Consider the following 18755-nt stretch of genomic DNA (forward strand, 5'->3'; position numbering starts at 1 on the left):
CTTTACTTAAAACAATGTTAAAGGTATGGACGATGCATTGTTAGCCAGATATTCTGCCTGGTATGTTCAAATTTACTGAATGAGAACAATAAATGGCGAAAGAAAGGGCACTTACGCTGGAAGCGTTGCGCGTAATGGATGCGATTGATCGGCGCGGAAGCTTTGCGGCGGCGGCGGATGAGTTGGGGCGCGTTCCTTCCGCACTTAGCTACACCATGCAAAAACTGGAAGAAGAACTGGATGTGGTGCTGTTTGACCGCTCCGGCCACCGGACCAAATTCACTAACGTCGGGCGTATGCTGCTGGAGCGCGGGCGCGTACTGCTGGAAGCGGCAGATAAACTAACGACCGATGCCGAGGCGCTGGCGCGGGGTTGGGAAACGCACTTAACGCTGGTCACCGAAGCGCTGGTGCCAACGGTTGAACTCTTTCCGCTAGTAGAGAGGCTGGCGGCGAAAGCCAATACGCAATTATCGATTATTACCGAAGTGCTGGCCGGGGCATGGGAGCGTCTGGAGCAGGGGCGTGCGGATATCGTTGTCGCGCCAGATATGCACTTTCGTTCCTCCTCTGAAATTAACTCCCGCAAGCTCTACTCGGTAATGAATGTGTATGTTGCCGCGCCGGATCACCCGATTCATCAGGAGCCGGAACCGCTATCGGAAGTCACTCGCGTGAAATATCGCGGCGTGGCAGTGGCGGATACCGCCCGTGAACGTCCTGTGTTAACAGTACAACTGCTGGACAAACAGCCGCGTCTGACGGTCAGTACCATTGAAGATAAACGCCAGGCGTTGCTGGCAGGGCTCGGCGTGGCGACAATGCCTTACCCACTGGTGGAACAGGATATCGCCGAAGGCCGATTGCGGGTCGTGAGCCCGGAATATACCAGCCAGGTGGATATCATTATGGCGTGGCGTCGTGACAGCATGGGTGAAGGTAAAGCCTGGTGCCTGCGTGAAATCCCCAAGCTGTTTGCTGGTAAATAATCGCTTTCAGGGAAACACTTTTGGCTGCGGTCCAAAACGGTTCTCCCCCGGCGTGCTGCGCTGGCTGTAAAAGGCCAGCAACATTAACCAGCCCAGCACCGGAAGCAGGAGCAATAACAACCAGCGACCGCGGCGATTGGTATCGTGCAGACGTCGAACCTGCACCGCCAGCGAAGGCACCAGTACCAGTAACGTGTAAATCAGGCTCAGTGGGCCAAACCCGCCGTCAAAGTGCCAGCCAAGAATGTGGTCCACCACCATTAGTACGCCGGAAAGGATGATGTTGACCAGCACGAACATCCAAAACTCGCGCTTGTGCGCCCGTCCGTGGAAGGTGGCATAGTTACCCAGCACTTTAAAATACCAGTCCATTTTTAACCTCGATCAACGGTCAATCCGTTGTTTTCTAAACGATCAAAGTAAGAATAGACGGCAAAATACAAAGCGATAAATCCGGTGGGAAATAATTTGGGCGCGCGGTAACGCGCCCGAAAGATCAGGCGAAACGGATGTCTCGTCCGTGAGGTTCATCCAGATTCTGCCATGGTCCGGCAGAGATGATCCCGGTTGGGTTGATGGTCTTGTGGCTGCGGAAATAGTGATTGCGGATATGCGCAAAATCGACGGTTTCCGCAACGCCCGGCATTTGGTAAATATCGCGCATAAAACCGTGCAGATTTAGATAGTCGCTGATGCGGTGTTTATCACATTTAAAATGGGTGACATATACCGGATCGAAGCGGATAAGCGTAGTCCACAGGCGAATATCTGCTTCTGTCAGCCGATCGCCGGTCAAATAACGGTGCTGCCCCAGGATCTGCTCCAGCCGTTCCAGTGAAGTAAAGATATTCACCACAGCTTCGTCGTATGCCTGCTGGCTGGTGGCGAAACCTGCTTTATAGACGCCATTATTGACGTTGTCGTAGATCCAGCTATTGAGCTCATCGATTTGCGAACGCAGTTCTGGCGGGTAGTAATCCCCGGCTCTGGCGCCCAGCCCGTCAAAAGCGGTATTGAACATGCGGATGATTTCCGCTGATTCATTACTGACAATGGTGTGATTTTTTTTATCCCACAGCACCGGCACGGTAACGCGGCCGCTGTAGTGCGGATCGGCATGCAGATAAAGCTGATAGAGAAATTCGTGCTGATAGAGAGTGTCACCGGTCGCTGCCGGGAAATCGTCATCAAACGTCCAGCCATTTTCCAGCATCAACGGATGAACTACGGAAACAGAGATAAACGGCTCCAGGCCTTTCAATTTACGCAGGATCAGAGTGCGGTGTGCCCACGGGCAAGCCAGCGAAACATAGAGATGATAGCGATCTTTCTCTGCGGCGAAGCCCCCTTCGCCGGAAGGACCTGGTGCGCCGTCTGCGGTGAGCCAGTTGCGAAATGCGGAAACAGAGCGCTTAAACTTCCCACCGGTGGATTTTGTGTCATACCAGGTGTCGTGCCAGACGCCGTCAATCAGTTGTCCCATTTTGCTTCCTCCTTCTGATAGCAAAAAAAGCGAGGAGTTAACTCCTCGCTTTGATCTCTTTACTCAGTATAGAGCGCTTACCATTTTTTATTCAGTACGCGGTCGATGCTGATGGTGCCCGGACCGGTGATACCCAGCAGCAGATAGCCGCCAGCGATGGTCAGGTTTTTCATAAACATCAGCGAGTTCACGCCTTCCGCAAAGTTGCTGTGGAAGATGAATGCGGTCAGCAGGGTGAAACCCGCAGTGAACAGCGCGGTGGTACGGGTCAGGAAACCGAACAGAATTGCCAGACCGCCGCCGAACTCAAGCAGGATGGTCAGCGGCAGCAGGAACCCCGGCACGCCCATTGCTTCCATATACTGTTGTGTACCTGCATAACCGGTAATTTTCCCCCAACCAGCCACGATAAACAGAATCGGCATCAGGATACGTGCGACCAGAAAACCAACATCTTCTAATTTTTTCATCTTTTTCTCCAGGGGGCCACTACCGCGGCTATCAGTAAATAGTGTGCAATTACGGGCGGATGCCGCGTGTTTGCTGTCGATGGAGAGGATAGTAATCGTGGCGGGAAAAGATTGTTAGCAAGGAAAACTGTCGAATTTTTTCAAAAAAACTGAGTAAGAAGAGAAGGGCGATCATCGCGACCGCCCTTAACACATTAACGTGGTGGGTTGAACGTGGTTTTAACCAGGCGCCAAAGACTCCAGATACCGAGGCCGCGTTTCCCCCAGCGCACCAGCATATTCGGATGGCGAACCGACCAGACAGCGATCGCGCTACTGCCAATTACTGCCCATGAACGAAGGCTGAGTAAGATATTCCAGCCACGATCGTAAGGGATGGTCGCTTCAAGCCAGTCGCGACGCCCGGCGGTGAGATCCAGCCGTTGCTGCTGGATCTCGCTGAGCAGGCGCGCTTTACGTTCCAGACGCTCTGCTTTGCTGCTCACGATTTATCGTCCTTTAGCAGGGCTCGGTCATTTTCAAGCTCCTGCCGGGTATGGCGCAGCAGTGTGGATGCGCGCGCTTTACGTAGCGTCCAGATGCCGCCAATCAGCGCCAGCACCAGTAACACTACCGTGGTGGCAATCATCGCGTTCAGGCGATATTGCGGATCAATGGCCCAAATAATCAGCACCATCAGACTCATCAGGCCAAATGCAGCAAAAAGCATGGTCAGACCCAGCATCATCAACAACTGGAACAGATTGGATTTCTCTTCTTCCAGCTCTACAACCGCCAGCCGCAGGCGGGTCTCAACCATCTCTACAAGGATCGTCAGAATTCGCTGACCAATCCCTAGTGCGCTTTTGCCTGGCCCCTGCGCGTGTCGTGGCTCCGTCATATCAGCGACGCGTCAGCAGCACGCCCAGCACCACCCCAATAGCGGCACCGATGCCTACACTGGCCCATGGGTTTTCGCGGACGTATTCATCAGTACGGGCAGCGGCTTCACGCGTTTGTTTGGCGATTACATCGCTTGTTTCGCCGAGGCGATGACGGCTGTCACGCAAAACCTGCTCGGCTTTTCCGCGCAATTTACTCAGCTCTTCTTTCGATTTTTCACCAGAATTACTCAGCACTTCTTCCAGTGTATCCGCAAGGGATTTCAGTTCAGCGCGCAAATCATCGGCATTATCTTTTGACATAATTTTCTCCAGGTGAGTGAGTGGTAACGTCCTTAAAAATCAGTAATCGCGAGCCTCCAGCTCTTTCAACTCAAGCTGTGCTTCTTTCAGCTTGTGTTCGCGTTTGCTTATTTTCTCCATATCGCCTTTCTGCTTTGCTTCCACCAGGTCGCGACGGCGCTCGGCAATCTCTTCTTTCTGTTTAGCTATTTTTTTCTGGTGGGCGGCGCGGAGTTGGGTATCTGAACAGTTAGTGTGCATTTCATGCAACGCCTTTTTCAGTCCCTCAATTCGGCTCTGGTTGTTATGCTTTTCGGCATAACTGATTTCGCGCTGGATATCATGTTCTTTCTCCTGACAGGGTGTTGCAGCTTGTGCAACAGCACTCAGAGAAAGAAGAGCCAGTGCCAATACGATGCGGTTTTTCATCATCGAAACTTTCCATTGTTGACCAGCGAAACGGTCGTTGCGCCAGCATCCAGTTGTACACAGTGAACCCTGGTTCCGTTTACTCAAGCATAGTAAGTAAACCGCTAAACACCAAAGTGAGTGAAAAGGTTCAGAATCCTGGAGGGATTAACCGAATCGGTGAGTGGTATTGCGTAGAAGCGTCATCCATGCGGAGGGTTGGCTGTTGTCGTCATCCTGTGCTGCGATGATATAACCACGGGGCAAGGTACGATCGAGGACCGCTTTCGCCGCTGCACTTTGGTCGCTGGATTCGAAAGTAATCAATAACGTATCATTTTTCGGCGTAATACTTTTGAATTGTATGCCGTTAGCGTCCAGATGGTGCCAGACGGAGAAACCATCTGGCACAGTGACGTTCTGCATCGCCGGGCGAATTGCTAGTGTGGATTCGCGGTTGTGCAGCGTCGCACAGGCAATAAATATGACGCTAAAAATCGTCATCGTCATTAAGCCCATTAATAACCGACGCAGGAAAGGACGTTGCAATTCCATGTTCTTAGCCTCGATCACGATATTTTTTCTTCCACAGCACCACCAGCGAGCCGATCAGGCCAATCACCAGCAGTAAGACCGGAAGCAACATCAGGCAGGACATCAGCGCCTCTTCATACTTACGAAATACCGGCGTCTTACCCAGCAGGTAACCGAGCGATGTCAGAATCAACACCCACAGCAGGCCGCTCATCCAGTTGAAGAACTGAAAGCGTGCATTACTCAAACCAGAAATACCGGCAATCGTTGGCAACAATGTGCGAACAAATGCAATAAAACGCCCGATTAACAGTGCGGAAAGCCCATGCTTATGGAACAGGTGGTGCGCGCGCTGGTGATAATGTGAGGGCAGATGTGACAGCCAGTTTTGCACGATGCGCGTATTGCCAAGCCATCGCCCCTGGATGTAGCTCAGCCAGCAACCAAGGCTGGCCGCAACGGTCAGAAGGATGATGGTCTGCGGGTAACCCAGCGCACCTTTGGCAATTAACACGCCGACCAGCACCAGAAGACTATCACCAGGCAGAAACGCCGCCGGAAGCAGACCATTTTCCAGAAATAAGATGACAAATAAAACAAAATAGAGCATGCCGATCATGCCGGGATGGGAAAGCGTTTCGAAATCCTGGCTCCAGAGAGCATGAAGTAATTGGCTTAAAAGTTCCATTCGGTGTTCCTGGTACATCGGTTTACGTCAGGTCTGTTACTGGCACAGAACAACACGGCGGCAGGATCTAATATATTATGACCGCGTATGGCACATCCGGGTGCAATTGTTATCCAGCTAAAAGACACTGTGAGTAAGCGCTAGCTCATTCAATGGCGAAATGCATCTAATTGTAACAAAAACTGACCTTGTGCGTCAGTCAGAATAACACTCGCAAGGGATTTTGCTTGCCAGGAGAGCGGGTGGCGAGGGTATTTACAAAGGCTGACACTCTATACCGTTCACTGACCCCCAAAGGGGAAGGCGCAGCGTAAATGTGCGCCTGAATAGCGGTTTTTATTTCGTGCCGGTAGTGGCAGCGTCAAGATGGACCACCGGGTTTTCGGCAAACAGGTAGCGGTCGGCGTTGAACTCAAAATCATCGCTGGTTTCGTTAAACAGCATCTGCTTGGTGTTTTCCAGATGTTGCCACATCGCCACTTTTGCCGCGTGTGGATCTTTACGGATCAGCGCCTTCAGAATTTGGTCATGATCGTCACACCAGTTATCGACAGTGCGTGAATCAATATGGTCGTGCAGTTTTTTCCAGTACGGGTTATGTACGCGCTGCGTCCACATCTTCTCGACAATCGCCGCCAGTGCGCTATTTTGCGTTGCCAGTGCGACCTGAACATGGAATTGCAAATCCCATTCTGAATCGCGGAAGCACTTCTCTTTACGGGCGTTATCCTGGATTTCCATCAGCTTCATAATGTCCTGTTTCGTCACCTGAGTGGCGGCGAATTCAGCGATATTACTCTCTATAAGCTGACGTGCCTGCAACAGCTCAAACGGGCCGTAATTGGCAAACTCCAGGTTTTCATCCGGCGCTTGCGTATGGCGCGCCTGGTTGGAAATAACATGGATGCCGGAGCCTTTGCGAACTTCAACGTACCCTTCCACTTCCAGCATAATAATAGCTTCGCGAACCACGGTCCGGCTGACGCTTTTCTCATCGGCAATAAAGCGCTCAGCGGGCAGTTTGTCTCCCACAAGATACACGCCTTGCTCGATACGGCTCTTAAGCTCGGCGGCAAGTTGTTGGTACAAACGACGTGACTCGGAAATTTCCATATAGTCTCCAGGGAATAGAAAGGCGAGAGTAGATTTGTTATACCACTTTTACAGCACTCTCACCATCGTCTCTGACGAAAAAGCCGCCCTGAGGCTAACACCGATCGGTTAAGCAAAATGATCGGTTGAACGATCCGGTGGGTATCCTGCCAGAAAAGAGAAAACGGCCCAAAGAAAGGACCGTTCGAATCTCAAAAACCCAGTATCCCGTTCACTCAAAACATCTTAAGTGAACGGTGTTAGCCATGAGGCGGCTTTTACATCGTACTGTCATACTTCTGTGAATCGCTAATTTTGCGCAGCGGTTCCGACAACCGTATGATTCACCACCTCATCGGCGGTCTGGTTTTTCAGCACCGTCCAAATCACCACGGCACCCATCAGGTCAAACAGAGCCAGCACAGCGAACAGCGGGCTGAAACCAATGGTATCCGCGAGTGCGCCGACTACCAGAGCGAACAGCGTACTTGCGGTCCAGGCTGCCATACCGGTCAGACCGTTTGCTGTCGCCACTTCATTACGACCAAAAACGTCGGAAGAGAGCGTAATCAGCGCGCCGGACAGAGACTGGTGAGCAAAACCACCGATACACAGCAGGCCGATTGCAACGTACGGACTGGTGAACAAGCCGATCATGCCTGGGCCGATCATCAGCAGCGCACCCATGGTCACTACCATTTTACGGGAAACGATCAGGTTGACACCAAACACGCGCTGGAACAGCGGCGGCAGGTAACCACCCACGATACATCCCAGGTCAGCGAACAGCATCGGCATCCAGGCGAACATGGCGATTTCTTTCAGGTTGAAACCGTACACTTTAAACATGAACAGCGGGATCCAGGCGTTGAAGGTACCCCAGGCTGGTTCCGCCAGGAAGCGCGGCAGTGCGATACCCCAGAACTGACGGGTGCCCAGAATCTGCCAGACGGACATTTTCTTGCCATTATTAGTCTGGTGCTGTGCTTCCTGACCGCTAATGATGTATTCACGTTCTTCTTCGCTCAGTTTTTTCTGGTCGCGCGGGTGTTTATAGAAGAACAACCAGGCCATGGCCCATGCGAAGCTCAGCACACCAGAGATGATAAATGCCATTTCCCAGCTATGCATCACAATTGCCCACACCACCAACGGCGGAGCGATCATGGCGCCGATAGAAGAACCAACGTTGAAGTAGCCGACGGCGATAGAGCGTTCTTTCGCAGGGAACCATTCAGACGCGGCTTTCAGGCCTGCCGGAATCATTGCCGCTTCAGCCGCACCTACCGCACCACGCGCCAGCGCCAGGCCACCCCAACTACCTGCCAGCGCGGTTGCACCGCAGAATACAGCCCAGGTAATAGCGAAGAAAGCGTAACCAATTTTGGTACCCAAAACATCCAGCACATAGCCGGCAACAGGCTGCATAACAGTATAAGCCGCAGAATACGCTGCAATGATGTAAGAATATTGCTGGGTGGAAATGTGCAGTTCTTCCATTAATGTTGGAGCCGCGGCTGCCACTGTGTTACGTGTCAGATAGCCCAATACGGTGCCGACCGTCACCAGTGCTATCATGTACCAACGTAATCCTTTGATTTTACGCATGTAAACCTCATCGTTATGTTATTACCGCTTGCGCGGTCACCTTTCGATCATGTTCGGAAGATGAAAACGGGAGGACGTAACCGGGAGAGTCCCCAGGTACGGCCCAAACCTTGCCACAAGTAAGCGTTTTTTAATCCGGCATCCGTACCGTCAAGACCGATTTAATGAGTTATCGGGAATGCATTCCGTCGGCTATGTGTTCGACGGCTGAAAGATAACTTGTCATACAACTTGAAAAGGTGAGTGATATCACAAAAGCGTTTTTCTTTGTGTGGTCTTTAACTTTGCCGGGAGAAGCCAGATTTGGCGCGGTCTGGCGGGGTTTTTATCGCGTAAAAGGGCGGGTTTTTGTTTGCTTTTATTGATCCAACTCACGAAAATATCTTCGGTCTATAGAAATTGGTGTGATAACTTTGTCAGCATTAAAGGTAAACATCAGACGCACTCGTTGAGAGGAAGACGATAATGACCCCGTTTATGACTGAAGATTTTCTATTAGATACTGAATATGCGCGCCGCCTGTACCACGACTACGCCAAAGACCAACCGATTTTCGACTACCACTGTCATTTACCGCCGCAACAGATTGCTGAAAACTACCGTTTTAAAAACCTGTATGACATCTGGCTGAAAGGTGACCATTACAAGTGGCGTGCGATGCGTACCAATGGTGTGCCTGAGCGTCTGTGTACTGGCGATGCATCCGATCGTGAGAAGTTTGACGCCTGGGCGGCAACGGTGCCGCACACGATTGGTAACCCGTTATACCACTGGACACATCTTGAGCTGCGTCGGCCATTTGGTATTACAGGTAAGCTGCTTTCTCCGGCGACTGCGGATGAAATCTGGGAGCAGGGCAATGCACTGCTGGCGCAGGATAAATTTTCCGCGCGCGGCATCATGCAGCAGATGAATGTGAAAATGGTCGGCACCACTGATGATCCGATCGATTCTCTGGAGCATCATGCTTCTGTCGCCAAAGACAAAACGTTCAGTGTCAAAGTGCTGCCGAGCTGGCGCCCGGATAAAGCGTTCAACATTGAACAAGCGACTTTTAACGATTACATGGCGAAACTGGGTGAAGTGTCCGATACCGACATTCGCCGTTTTGTCGATCTGCAAACTGCGCTGGCCAAACGTCTGGATCACTTTGCTGCGCACGGTTGCAAAGTTTCCGACCACGCGCTGGATGTTGTGTTGTTCGCCGAAGCCAGCGAAGCAGAGCTGGATAGTATCCTGGCCCGCCGCCTGGCCGGTGAAAGCCTGAGCGAAAAAGAGGTCGCGCAGTTCAAAACGGCAGTACTGGTTTGGCTGGGCGCGGAATATGCACGTCGCGGTTGGGTGCAGCAGTACCACATTGGCGCATTGCGTAACAACAACCTGCGTCAGTTCAAACTACTGGGGCCGGATGTCGGCTTTGACTCCATCAATGACCGTCCGCTGGCGGAAGAACTCTCCAGATTGCTGAGCAAGCAGAATGAAGAAAATCTGCTGCCGAAAACGATCCTGTACTGCCTGAACCCGCGTGATAACGAAGTGCTGGGTACCATGGTCGGCAATTTCCAGGGGGAAGGTATGCCGGGCAAAATGCAGTTCGGTTCCGGCTGGTGGTTTAACGACCAGAAAGATGGCATGGAACGTCAGATGACCCAGCTCGCGCAGCTCGGTCTGCTGAGCCGTTTCGTCGGCATGCTGACCGACAGCCGCAGCTTCTTGTCTTACACCCGCCACGAATACTTCCGCCGTATTCTGTGCCAGATGATTGGCCGTTGGGTGGAAGCTGGCGAAGCGCCGGCAGATATCCAGTTGTTGGGCGAGATGGTGAAAAATATCTGCTTTAACAATGCGCGTGATTACTTCGCGATTGAACTGAACTAAGGCCGTTTGAGGTTGATATGCAATACATCAAGATCCATTCGCTGGATAACGTTGCGGTAGCACTGGCGGATCTCGCCGAAGGAACGGAAGTCGTTGTCGACAACCAGACCGTTCGGCTGCGTCAGGCACTGGTGCGTGGGCACAAGTTTGCTCTGCAAGCCATTGCTGAAGGTGAAAATGTTGTCAAGTATGGTCTGCCAATTGGTCATGCGACATCAGATATCGCGCCGGGCGAGCACATTCATTCCCATAACGCACGTACCAATCTGAGCGATCTGGACGAGTATAGTTATCAACCTGATTTTCAGGATGAAGGCGCACAAGCGGTGGATCGGAACATTCAGATCTACCGTCGCGCAAACGGTGAAGTCGGGATCCGCAACGAATTGTGGATCCTGCCGACCGTAGGCTGTGTTAACGGCATCGCCCGCCAGATCCAGAACCGTTTCCTGAAAGAGACCCAGGATGCTGAAGGTATCGACGGTGTTTACCTGTTCAGCCATACCTATGGCTGTTCTCAATTAGGCGACGACCACATCAACACCCGCACCATGCTGCAAAACATGGTGCGTCACCCAAATGCAGGGGCGGTGCTGGTGATTGGTCTGGGTTGTGAGAACAACCAGGTCGAAGCTTTCCGTCAGACGCTGGGTGAGTTCGACCCGGAACGCGTTCACTTTATGATTTGCCAACACCAGGACGACGAAGTGGAAGCCGGGCTTGAACATCTGCATGCGCTCTATCAGGCAATGCGTAACGACAAACGCGAGCCGGGTAAACTGAGCGAGCTGAAATTCGGTCTGGAATGCGGCGGCTCAGACGGCCTGTCCGGTATTACCGCGAACCCGATGCTCGGTCGTTTCTCTGATTATGTTATCGGTAACGGCGGCACAACTGTGCTGACAGAAGTACCGGAAATGTTCGGGGCTGAGCGTATTCTGATGAGCCATTGCCGCGATGAAAGCACTTTTGAGAAGACCGTCACCATGGTGAATGACTTCAAACAGTACTTTATCGCCCACAATCAGCCGATTTATGAGAACCCATCGCCGGGTAACAAAGCAGGCGGCATCACCACGCTGGAAGAGAAGTCCCTCGGCTGTACGCAGAAAGCAGGGGCCAGCCAGGTAGTGGACGTGCTGCGCTACGGTGAGCGTCTGAAAACCCACGGCCTGAATCTGCTGAGTGCGCCAGGTAACGATGCCGTTGCTACCAGCGCACTGGCAGGTGCTGGCTGCCATATGGTGCTGTTCAGTACCGGTCGCGGTACGCCGTACGGCGGTTTTGTGCCGACGGTGAAAATCGCCACCAACAGCGAACTGGCCGGGAAGAAAAAACATTGGATCGACTTCGACGCAGGTCAACTGATTCACGGCAAAGCGATGCCGCAACTGCTGAACGAGTTTGTTGATGTGATTGTTGATATCGCCAATGGTAAGCAAACCTGTAACGAGAAGAACGACTTCCGCGAGTTAGCCATTTTCAAAAGCGGCGTTACGCTCTGATTGACCTTTACCTTACGCACCAGGGTCGCCAACGCAACTCTGGTGCGAATTGTTTTTGGTAAATACGTTAGCGCAGGCATGTTGTAACATCTTCTATTCTGGACCCGACAAGGATTTTTCATGACCACGTATTGGCTTGCCCAGGGCGTTGGTGTCATTGCCTTTCTGATTGGTATTACAACCTTCATCAATCGTGATGAGCGCCGCTTCAAAAAGCAGCTCTCTCTCTACAGCGCCATCATCGGCGTACACTTCTTTTTAATGGGCGCATTTCCTGCCGGATCGAGCGCTATGCTCAACGCGATACGAACCCTGATCACGCTGCGCACCCGCAATGTGTGGGTGATGGTGCTGTTCATTGTGCTGACGGGCGGGCTGGGACTGGCAAAATTCCACAATCCGATCGAGCTGTTGCCGGTGGCGGGAACGATTGTCAGTACCTGGGCGCTGTTCCGCTTTAAAGGTTTGCCAATGCGCTGTGTTATCTGGTGTTCGACCGGATGTTGGGTGATCCACAACTTCTGGCTCGGATCGATTGGCGGTACGCTGATCGAAAGCAGCTTTCTGGTGATGAACGGGCTGAACATTATTCGTTTCTGGCGCATGCAGCGGCGCGGCATTGATCCGTTTAAAGTCGAAACCGCGGTGCATGAAGAGCGTCCTGCCGCCCGCTGACGGCAGGTTTGGGTTCATTCCGGTACTTTTTTCTTGTCGTTATGGTAGTTAACCCAGGCGTTGATCAGCAGCGTCAGCGCCAGGATCCCGCCGACCACACCCAGCGAAATAGCGATCGGGATATGGAAGAAATCCACGATCAGCATCTTGATGCCAATAAACACCAGGATCACCGAAAGCCCGTACTTCAGCATTGAGAAGCGCTCCGCGACGCCCGCCAGCAGGAAGTACATGGCGCGCAGGCCCAGAATCGCGAACAGATTTGATGTCAGTACGATAAAGGGATCAGTGGTCACCGCAAAGATGGCCGGAATACTGTCGACAGCGAAAATCACATCGCTCAATTCCACCAGAATCAGCACCAGTAAAAGCGGCGTGGCGAACAACAGACCCTTTTTACGCACGAAAAAATGCTCATTTTCGATGCGATCGGTCATGCGCAAATGCCCGCGTAGCCAGCGCACCAGCGGCTTATCGCCGATCCCGGTTTCATCTTCTTTCGCCAGCGCCATCTTCACGCCAGTGAACAACAGGAAAGCGCCAAACACGTACAGTAACCATGAAAATTGCTCGATCAGCCAGCTCCCGGCGAAGATCATGACGGTACGCAGCACAATCGCGCCGAGTACGCCGTAAACCAGCACCCGTCGCTGGAGCGCAGCCGGAACCGCAAAGTAGCTGAACAGCATCAGCCAGACAAAGACGTTATCCACCGCCAGCGCTTTTTCAATCAGGTAACCGGTGAGAAATGCCAGCGCCTGCGTATCTGCCACCGCACGCCCTTCGGTTCGCGTCAGATACCACCAGAACGCGGCATTGAAGAGTAACGAGAGGCTAACCCAGACGATCGACCATACGGCCGCTTGCTTCATGGACATGGTATGCGCACCGCGTCGTCCCTGAAGCAAGAGATCGATGGCCAGCATAATCGCGACCACGACAGCGAACCCGCCCCATAACATTGGTGTGCCGACTGTATTCATAGTGAATTCCTTACCTAAAACAAAAAACGGCTAACGTCGAAAGACGTCAGCCGCTTGCTTTAGATGCAGGGAGTCTCGCCTTCCGGCAAGGTCTCACTTACGTCTGTGAAGACGCCCGGCGACCGGATGCGGTAACGCATCGTAATGACGATCCACCGGCAATGAAGTTACTCCCCTTTGCGAGTAACAAAATATGTCAGTCCATTGGTGCCGTCAATGATCCGGCTTCCCTGGTTTACGAACCTTTACGCAGTGAGCCCGACGCCAACATCATCTGCCGGGAATTTCACGCCGGTCTGACGGCGGATTTCCGTTTGCAGTTTGGCAGTGGTACGACTGATGGCCAGCCCCGGATGGTTGATCTCATTCTCTTCCACCAGCCGTGCAAAGGTTTCCGCTTCATAGAGCATAGTGTTGATATGCTGTGGCTGCGTCAGTTCCTGCGTTTTACTGCCGCGCGGTACAAACGACACTTTCTGGCATTCGGAGATCTTTTCCACCACCAGCGAACCGGCTTCACCCTGGATTTCGCTTGGCAAAACGGAGTCGCTTACTTTCGAGTGTTGCAGTGTGACGCTGAAATCGCCGTAATCCATCACCACTACACCGTGCGCATCAACGCCGCTGTCGAGCAGGCTGGCGGTGGCCTGCAAGCTGTGCGGCTCGCCCCACAGCGCTACCGCAGATGCCAGACAGTAGAAGCCGATATCCATAATCGAACCGTTAGAAAACGCCGGATTAAAAGTATTCGGATTTTCGCCATCCAGATAACGCTGGTAACGCGAAGAGTACTGGCAGTAGTTGATAAAGGCTTTTCGCATTTTGCCCACTTTTGTCAACGACTGTTTCAGCAGGATGAAGTTCGGCAGGCTGGCAGTTTTGAAGGCTTCAAACAGTACCACCTGATTTTCCCGCGCGCAGGCAATCGCCGCTTCGACTTCCTGTAAGTTCGAAGCCAGCGGTTTTTCACAGATCACATGTTTTTTGTGGCTCAGAAACAGCCGGGTCTGCGGGAAATGAAGAGAATTAGGGCTGGCAATGTACACCGCGTCAATGGCATCGCTTTTTGCCATCTCTTCCAGTGAGGTAAACAGATGTTCTACCGGGTAGTCGTTGGCGAACGTTTGCGCCTGTTCAAGGGTGCGGGAAAAAACGGCAGTGAGCTTATATTTGCCCGTTTCATGGGCGGCATCGACAAACTGGCGGGTGATCCAGTTTGTACCTATGACAGCGAAACGTATCATAAGGGCGCAATTTCTCCGTAAATGGGGTCTTCGTGCACTCTACCACGTCAAAATGACAAAACCAGTGCACTGCTACGCAGAAGCACAAATGGCCTCAACCGGGAAAGAGGCGCAGCACGGCAATACGCGAAAACGCGGTTTCAAGCGCTTCATCGCTTCCATTTCAGTGCCAGATGCGTCAGCCATAGGCGGGTATCAAACTCAAGCTGGTGGTATTGCGGCTCCATATGGCAGCAGAGTTGATAGAAAGCTTTGTTGTGATCCTTCTCTTTCAGATGCGCCAGCTCGTGCACCACAATCATCCGCAGGAACGCTTCGGGCGCTTCGCGAAACACCGTCGCCACACGGATTTCCGCTTTCGCCTTTAGTTTGCCGCCCTGCACGCGGGAGACCGCCGTATGCAGGCCGAGCGCATTATTCAGCACATGAATTTTGCTGTCATACATCACTTTATTGACCGGCGCGGCATTACGCAGATATTGGTTTTTCATCTCCTGCGTGTACTGATACAGCGCCTTATCGGTGGTGATGTCATGGCTGAGCGGATAGCGTTTTTGCAACACTTCGCCCAGTCTGTTCTGCTCAATAAGCGTGGTGACCTGCGCCAGCAGGGATTCAGGATAGCCCTGAAGGTAGGTAAGCGTATTCATGGCGAAATGTGTTTACATCTCCGGATAATTAAGCGATAAAACGCGCGAATTTTAGCACTTCGGAGGGGCGATGAGCCAGGTTGAGTTAAACGGACAATCATTTACTTTAGACCGCTTTCCTGTCGGCGTGATCGATGCGTCATTACAGGCGTGGGACGCGGCGGACGAATATCTGCTGCAACAGGTGAATGAGGTCGAAGGCCCGGTTCTGATCTTTAACGACAGTTTCGGTGCTCTGGCCTGCGCACTGGCGGAGCATCGCCCGGTTTGCATTAATGATTCGCACATTGCCGAATTAGCGACGCAGCATAACCTGCGCATCAATGCGATAGATGAAAGCGCCGTCACGCTGCAAGACAGCCTTAGCCCGCTGCCGGCCAACCCGGCGCTGGTGCTGATCAAAGTTCCGAAACAACTGGCGTTGCTGGAGCAACAACTGCACGCGCTACGCGACGTGGTAACGCCACAAACGCGGATTATCGCCGGGGCGAAAGCGCACGATATTCATCGTTCGACGCTGGCGCTGTTTGAGAAAATTCTTGGTCCAACGACGACCACGCTGGCATGGAAAAAAGCGCGTTTGATCAACTGCACCTTTACTGCGCCTGCGCTCGCCAACGGTTTGCAGCTCGCTAGCTGGAAGCTGGATGGCACCGACTGGACCATTCATAATCATGCCAATGTCTTTTCGCGCAGCGGGCTGGATATTGGCGCACGCTTCTTCCTGCAACATCTGCCGGAAGGGATAGAAGGCGAGATGGTGGATCTCGGCTGCGGCAACGGAGTGATTGGCCTGCAACTGCTGGCGCAAAACCCTGGCCGCGTGCTGTTTGCCGATGAGTCGGCAATGGCTGTGGCATCCGCGCGGCTGAATGTGGAAAGCAATCTCCCGGAAGCGAGCGCGCGCAGCGACTTTATGATCAACAACTCGCTCGCCGGGCTTGAGCCGGATCGCTTTGATGCTGTGCTCTGTAACCCACCGTTTCATCAGCAAAGCGCCATCACCGATCACATCGCCTGGCAGATGTTTAACGATGCGCGTTTTTGCCTGAAATATGGCGGCGAGCTGCGGATTGTTGGCAATCGCCACCTGGATTACTTCCGCAAGCTGAAGCGTGTATTTGGCAACTGCGAAACGATCGCGACGAACAACAAATTCGTGATCCTAAAAGCGGTGAAAGTGCGTAAGAAGCGTTAACGGTTGAATGAACGTCGTGCCTGATGGCGCTTCGCTTATCAGGCACACGATATTTGCCGCTGTTGCTGGCCGGAGAAAGTGAAGCCGCCCTCCGGCACTCCGCGTTAAATCTCCAGCGCCAACGTGGTGCCCTGGGCAATCGCCCGACGAGCGTCCAGCTCCAGCGCTACATCGCAGCCGCCAATCAGATGCACCGTTTTGCCCGCGTCACGCAACGGTCTTGCCAACTCCCGCTTTGGCTCCTGACCAGCGCAGATCACGATATTATCCACTGCCAGCAGTTGTGGTTCGCCGCCTACCAACAGGTGCAGACCGGCATCATCGATTTTCTGGTAACTGACCGATGGGATCATTTTCACCCCGCGTGACAACAGCGTAGCGCGATGGATCCAGCCGGTCGTTTTACCCAGATTTTCTCCCGGCTTACCGGCTTTACGTTGCAGCATCACAATGCGTCGCGGGCTTTTCGCCAGTTGCGGTCCTTCCGGGCGTAACCCGCCGACTTCCCTCAGACTGGTGTCGATCCCCCATTCCACGCAAAACTCGGCAATATTCTGGCTGGTCGGTTCGCCTGGCTGGCTTAAATACATCGCGGTATCAAAACCGATCCCACCACAGCCGATGATCGCCACACTTTCGCCGACCGGCGCTTTGTCGCGCAGCACGTCGAGGTAGCTCAGCACATTAGGATGATCGATGCCTTCGATCGGCGGAATACGCGGTTCGATACCACAGGCGAGGATCACCTCATCGAATAGCATCAGCATCGAAGGATCGACGCGCTGGTTCAGGCACAGCGCCACGTCTGCCAGTTCGAGCATGCGCCGGTAGTAGCGCAGAGTTTCGTAAAACTCCTCTTTGCCGGGGATCTGTTTGGCAATGTTAAACTGCCCGCCGATCTCCGCCTGTGCGTCAAACAGTGTCACACTGTGCCCGCGTGCTGCGGCATTCACCGCAAACGCCAGTCCGGCGGGGCCAGCGCCAACAACCGCAAGGTTTTTCTTGCGTAACGCCGGAAGTATCGACATTTGCGTCTCATGGCAGGCGCGCGGGTTGACCAGGCAGGAGGTCACTTTGCCGACGAAGATCTGATCGAGGCACGCCTGGTTACACCCGATGCAGGTATTGATCTCATCTGCCCGACCACTTTGCGCTTTAGAAAGCAGCTCGGCATCGGCAAGGAACGGACGCGCCATCGATACCATATCAGCATCGCCATTACTCAGGATCGTTTCGGCAACCTGCGGATCGTTGATGCGGTTAGTGGTGATCAGCGGAATACTCACATTCCCTTTCAGCTTGCGCGTCACCCAGCTAAAAGCGCCGCGTGGAACCGGCGTGGCGATCGTCGGGATCCGCGCTTCATGCCAGCCGATGCCGGTATTAATGAGGTTCGCGCCTGCCGCTTCGACAGCCTGCGCCAGCGTGATGGTTTGTTCCAGCGTGCCGCCGCCTTCGACCAGATCCAGCATCGACAGACGGTAGATAATAATAAACTCGCGGCCAACCCGTTCGCGCACAGCCCGCACCACATCCAGCGCAAAACGGCGGCGGCGGGCTTCATCGCCTCCCCACTCGTCTTCCCGCTGGTTGGTGTGGGCAGCGAGAAATTCATTAATCAGATAGCCTTCGGAGCCCATAATTTCCACGCCGTCATAACCGGCCTGCTGTGCCAGTTGTGCACAACGGGCGAAGTCATTGATCAGCGCGAGGATCTCGTCATGGCTCAGAGCATGCGGCATAAAGCGGTTAATCGGTGCCTGTAGCGCGGACGGTGCCACCAGATGTGGCTGATAACTGTAACGACCGGTATGCAGAATTTGCAGTGTGATTTTGCCGCCTTCCTGATGCACGGCATCGGTGATCAGCCGATGATGCGGAAGCTGACTGGAATCATGCAATACGGCGCCGCCCTCCATCGTAACGCCGGAGAGCGCAGGCGCGACTCCACCAGTCACAATCAGCGCTACGCCGTGGCGTGCGCGTTCCGCGTAGAAAGCCGCCAGACGTTCAGCGCCATCCGGGCGCTCCTCCAGACCGGTGTGCATCGATCCCATCAGCACACGGTTTTTTAACGTGGTAAAGCCCAGATCGAGTGGGGCGAATAACGACGGGTAATGGCTCATGCGCGCTTCCAGTGTAAAATTATTGTTATGTGGTCGGATGAGTTCTACTTTAGCCCTCGCC

20 protein-coding genes are annotated in these 18755 nt (G+C 53.3%); 5 read left to right on the forward strand and 15 right to left on the reverse strand.

Going from position 1 to position 18755, the window contains the following annotated elements:
• Positions 1 to 92: 92 nt before the first annotated feature.
• On the forward strand, positions 93 to 989 hold the full coding sequence (locus tag GA0061070_RS07365) for a LysR family transcriptional regulator (protein WP_064563459.1): 897 nt from the start codon (positions 93 to 95) through the stop codon (positions 987 to 989).
• Positions 990 to 995: 6 nt separating this feature from the next.
• Here GA0061070_RS07365 and GA0061070_RS07370 read toward each other — a convergent pair whose 3' ends face one another.
• From GA0061070_RS07370 to GA0061070_RS07420, 11 genes are all read right to left on the reverse strand, one after another.
• Positions 996 to 1361, reverse strand: coding sequence for a DUF805 domain-containing protein (locus GA0061070_RS07370; protein WP_090134918.1), 366 nt, complete (start codon positions 1359 to 1361; stop codon positions 996 to 998).
• A 124-nt stretch (positions 1362 to 1485) separates the two neighbouring features.
• Positions 1486 to 2472, reverse strand: coding sequence for a glutathione S-transferase family protein (locus GA0061070_RS07375; protein WP_090134919.1), 987 nt, complete (start codon positions 2470 to 2472; stop codon positions 1486 to 1488).
• Between the two features lie 77 nt (positions 2473 to 2549).
• Positions 2550 to 2942: a DoxX family protein gene (locus GA0061070_RS07380; RefSeq protein ID WP_090134921.1), complete on the reverse strand. Its 393-nt coding sequence runs from the start codon at positions 2940 to 2942 to the stop codon at positions 2550 to 2552.
• Positions 2943 to 3136: 194 nt separating this feature from the next.
• A complete protein-coding gene (locus tag GA0061070_RS07385; protein WP_090134922.1) occupies positions 3137 to 3427 on the reverse strand; it encodes a YqjK-like family protein in 291 nt (96 codons plus the stop codon).
• Entirely contained in the window at positions 3424 to 3822 is a 399-nt protein-coding gene (locus GA0061070_RS07390; protein WP_090134924.1) for a phage holin family protein, read from the reverse strand. The genes GA0061070_RS07385 and GA0061070_RS07390 overlap by 4 nt, the downstream gene beginning before the upstream one ends.
• 1 nt (position 3823) lies before the next feature.
• Complete coding sequence (locus tag GA0061070_RS07395; protein WP_090134926.1) at positions 3824 to 4126, reverse strand: ElaB/YgaM/YqjD family protein; 303 nt, start codon at positions 4124 to 4126, stop codon at positions 3824 to 3826.
• Between the two features lie 39 nt (positions 4127 to 4165).
• Entirely contained in the window at positions 4166 to 4534 is a 369-nt protein-coding gene (locus tag GA0061070_RS07400) for a DUF1090 domain-containing protein (RefSeq protein ID WP_090134994.1), read from the reverse strand.
• A 147-nt stretch (positions 4535 to 4681) separates the two neighbouring features.
• Positions 4682 to 5068 carry an EnvZ/OmpR regulon moderator MzrA gene (mzrA, locus tag GA0061070_RS07405; RefSeq protein ID WP_090134927.1) on the reverse strand — a complete coding sequence of 129 codons (387 nt, stop codon included), beginning with the start codon at positions 5066 to 5068 and terminating at the stop codon, positions 4682 to 4684.
• 4 nt (positions 5069 to 5072) lie between these two features.
• A complete protein-coding gene (yqjA, locus tag GA0061070_RS07410) occupies positions 5073 to 5735 on the reverse strand; it encodes a DedA family general envelope maintenance protein YqjA (protein WP_090134928.1) in 663 nt (220 codons plus the stop codon).
• A gap of 336 nt (positions 5736 to 6071) precedes the next feature.
• The gene (gene exuR / locus GA0061070_RS07415) at positions 6072 to 6848 is read right to left on the reverse strand and encodes a transcriptional regulator ExuR (RefSeq protein WP_090134930.1); all 777 of its coding nucleotides are present in this window, start codon (positions 6846 to 6848) and stop codon (positions 6072 to 6074) included.
• Between the two features lie 288 nt (positions 6849 to 7136).
• Positions 7137 to 8435: an MFS transporter gene (locus tag GA0061070_RS07420; RefSeq protein WP_090134931.1), complete on the reverse strand. Its 1299-nt coding sequence runs from the start codon at positions 8433 to 8435 to the stop codon at positions 7137 to 7139.
• Between the two features lie 465 nt (positions 8436 to 8900).
• On the opposite strand from GA0061070_RS07420, the gene uxaC reads away from it, so the two are divergent.
• The 3 genes from uxaC (at position 8901) to GA0061070_RS07435 (ending at position 12493) form a co-directional block, all read left to right on the forward strand.
• Complete coding sequence (gene uxaC, locus GA0061070_RS07425) at positions 8901 to 10313, forward strand: glucuronate isomerase (protein ID WP_090134933.1); 1413 nt, start codon at positions 8901 to 8903, stop codon at positions 10311 to 10313.
• Between the two features lie 17 nt (positions 10314 to 10330).
• On the forward strand, positions 10331 to 11818 hold the full coding sequence (locus GA0061070_RS07430) for a UxaA family hydrolase (protein ID WP_090134935.1): 1488 nt from the start codon (positions 10331 to 10333) through the stop codon (positions 11816 to 11818).
• Between the two features lie 120 nt (positions 11819 to 11938).
• Positions 11939 to 12493, forward strand: a complete 555-nt coding sequence (locus GA0061070_RS07435; RefSeq protein ID WP_090134937.1) for a YgjV family protein — start codon at positions 11939 to 11941, stop codon at positions 12491 to 12493.
• 14 nt (positions 12494 to 12507) lie between these two features.
• Here GA0061070_RS07435 and GA0061070_RS07440 read toward each other — a convergent pair whose 3' ends face one another.
• The 3 genes from GA0061070_RS07440 to GA0061070_RS07450 all read right to left on the reverse strand — a co-directional run bounded on the left by GA0061070_RS07440 (position 12508) and on the right by GA0061070_RS07450 (position 15370).
• Positions 12508 to 13476, reverse strand: a complete 969-nt coding sequence (locus GA0061070_RS07440; RefSeq protein ID WP_090134939.1) for a TerC family protein — start codon at positions 13474 to 13476, stop codon at positions 12508 to 12510.
• Positions 13477 to 13721: 245 nt separating this feature from the next.
• Positions 13722 to 14720, reverse strand: a complete 999-nt coding sequence (locus GA0061070_RS07445) for a Gfo/Idh/MocA family protein (RefSeq protein ID WP_090134940.1) — start codon at positions 14718 to 14720, stop codon at positions 13722 to 13724.
• A 149-nt stretch (positions 14721 to 14869) separates the two neighbouring features.
• On the reverse strand, positions 14870 to 15370 hold the full coding sequence (locus GA0061070_RS07450) for a M48 metallopeptidase family protein (protein WP_090134942.1): 501 nt from the start codon (positions 15368 to 15370) through the stop codon (positions 14870 to 14872).
• Between the two features lie 70 nt (positions 15371 to 15440).
• Here GA0061070_RS07450 and rlmG point away from each other — a divergent pair, with 70 nt between their 5' ends.
• A complete protein-coding gene (rlmG, locus tag GA0061070_RS07455; protein ID WP_090134944.1) occupies positions 15441 to 16568 on the forward strand; it encodes a 23S rRNA (guanine(1835)-N(2))-methyltransferase RlmG in 1128 nt (375 codons plus the stop codon).
• A 104-nt stretch (positions 16569 to 16672) separates the two neighbouring features.
• Here the strand turns inward: rlmG and GA0061070_RS07460 are convergent, their stop codons facing one another.
• Complete coding sequence (locus GA0061070_RS07460) at positions 16673 to 18694, reverse strand: NADPH-dependent 2,4-dienoyl-CoA reductase (protein WP_090134945.1); 2022 nt, start codon at positions 18692 to 18694, stop codon at positions 16673 to 16675.
• Positions 18695 to 18755: the final 61 nt, after the last annotated feature.

Source organism: Kosakonia oryziphila (assembly GCF_900094795.1).
Lineage (GTDB): Bacteria > Pseudomonadota > Gammaproteobacteria > Enterobacterales > Enterobacteriaceae > Kosakonia > Kosakonia oryziphila.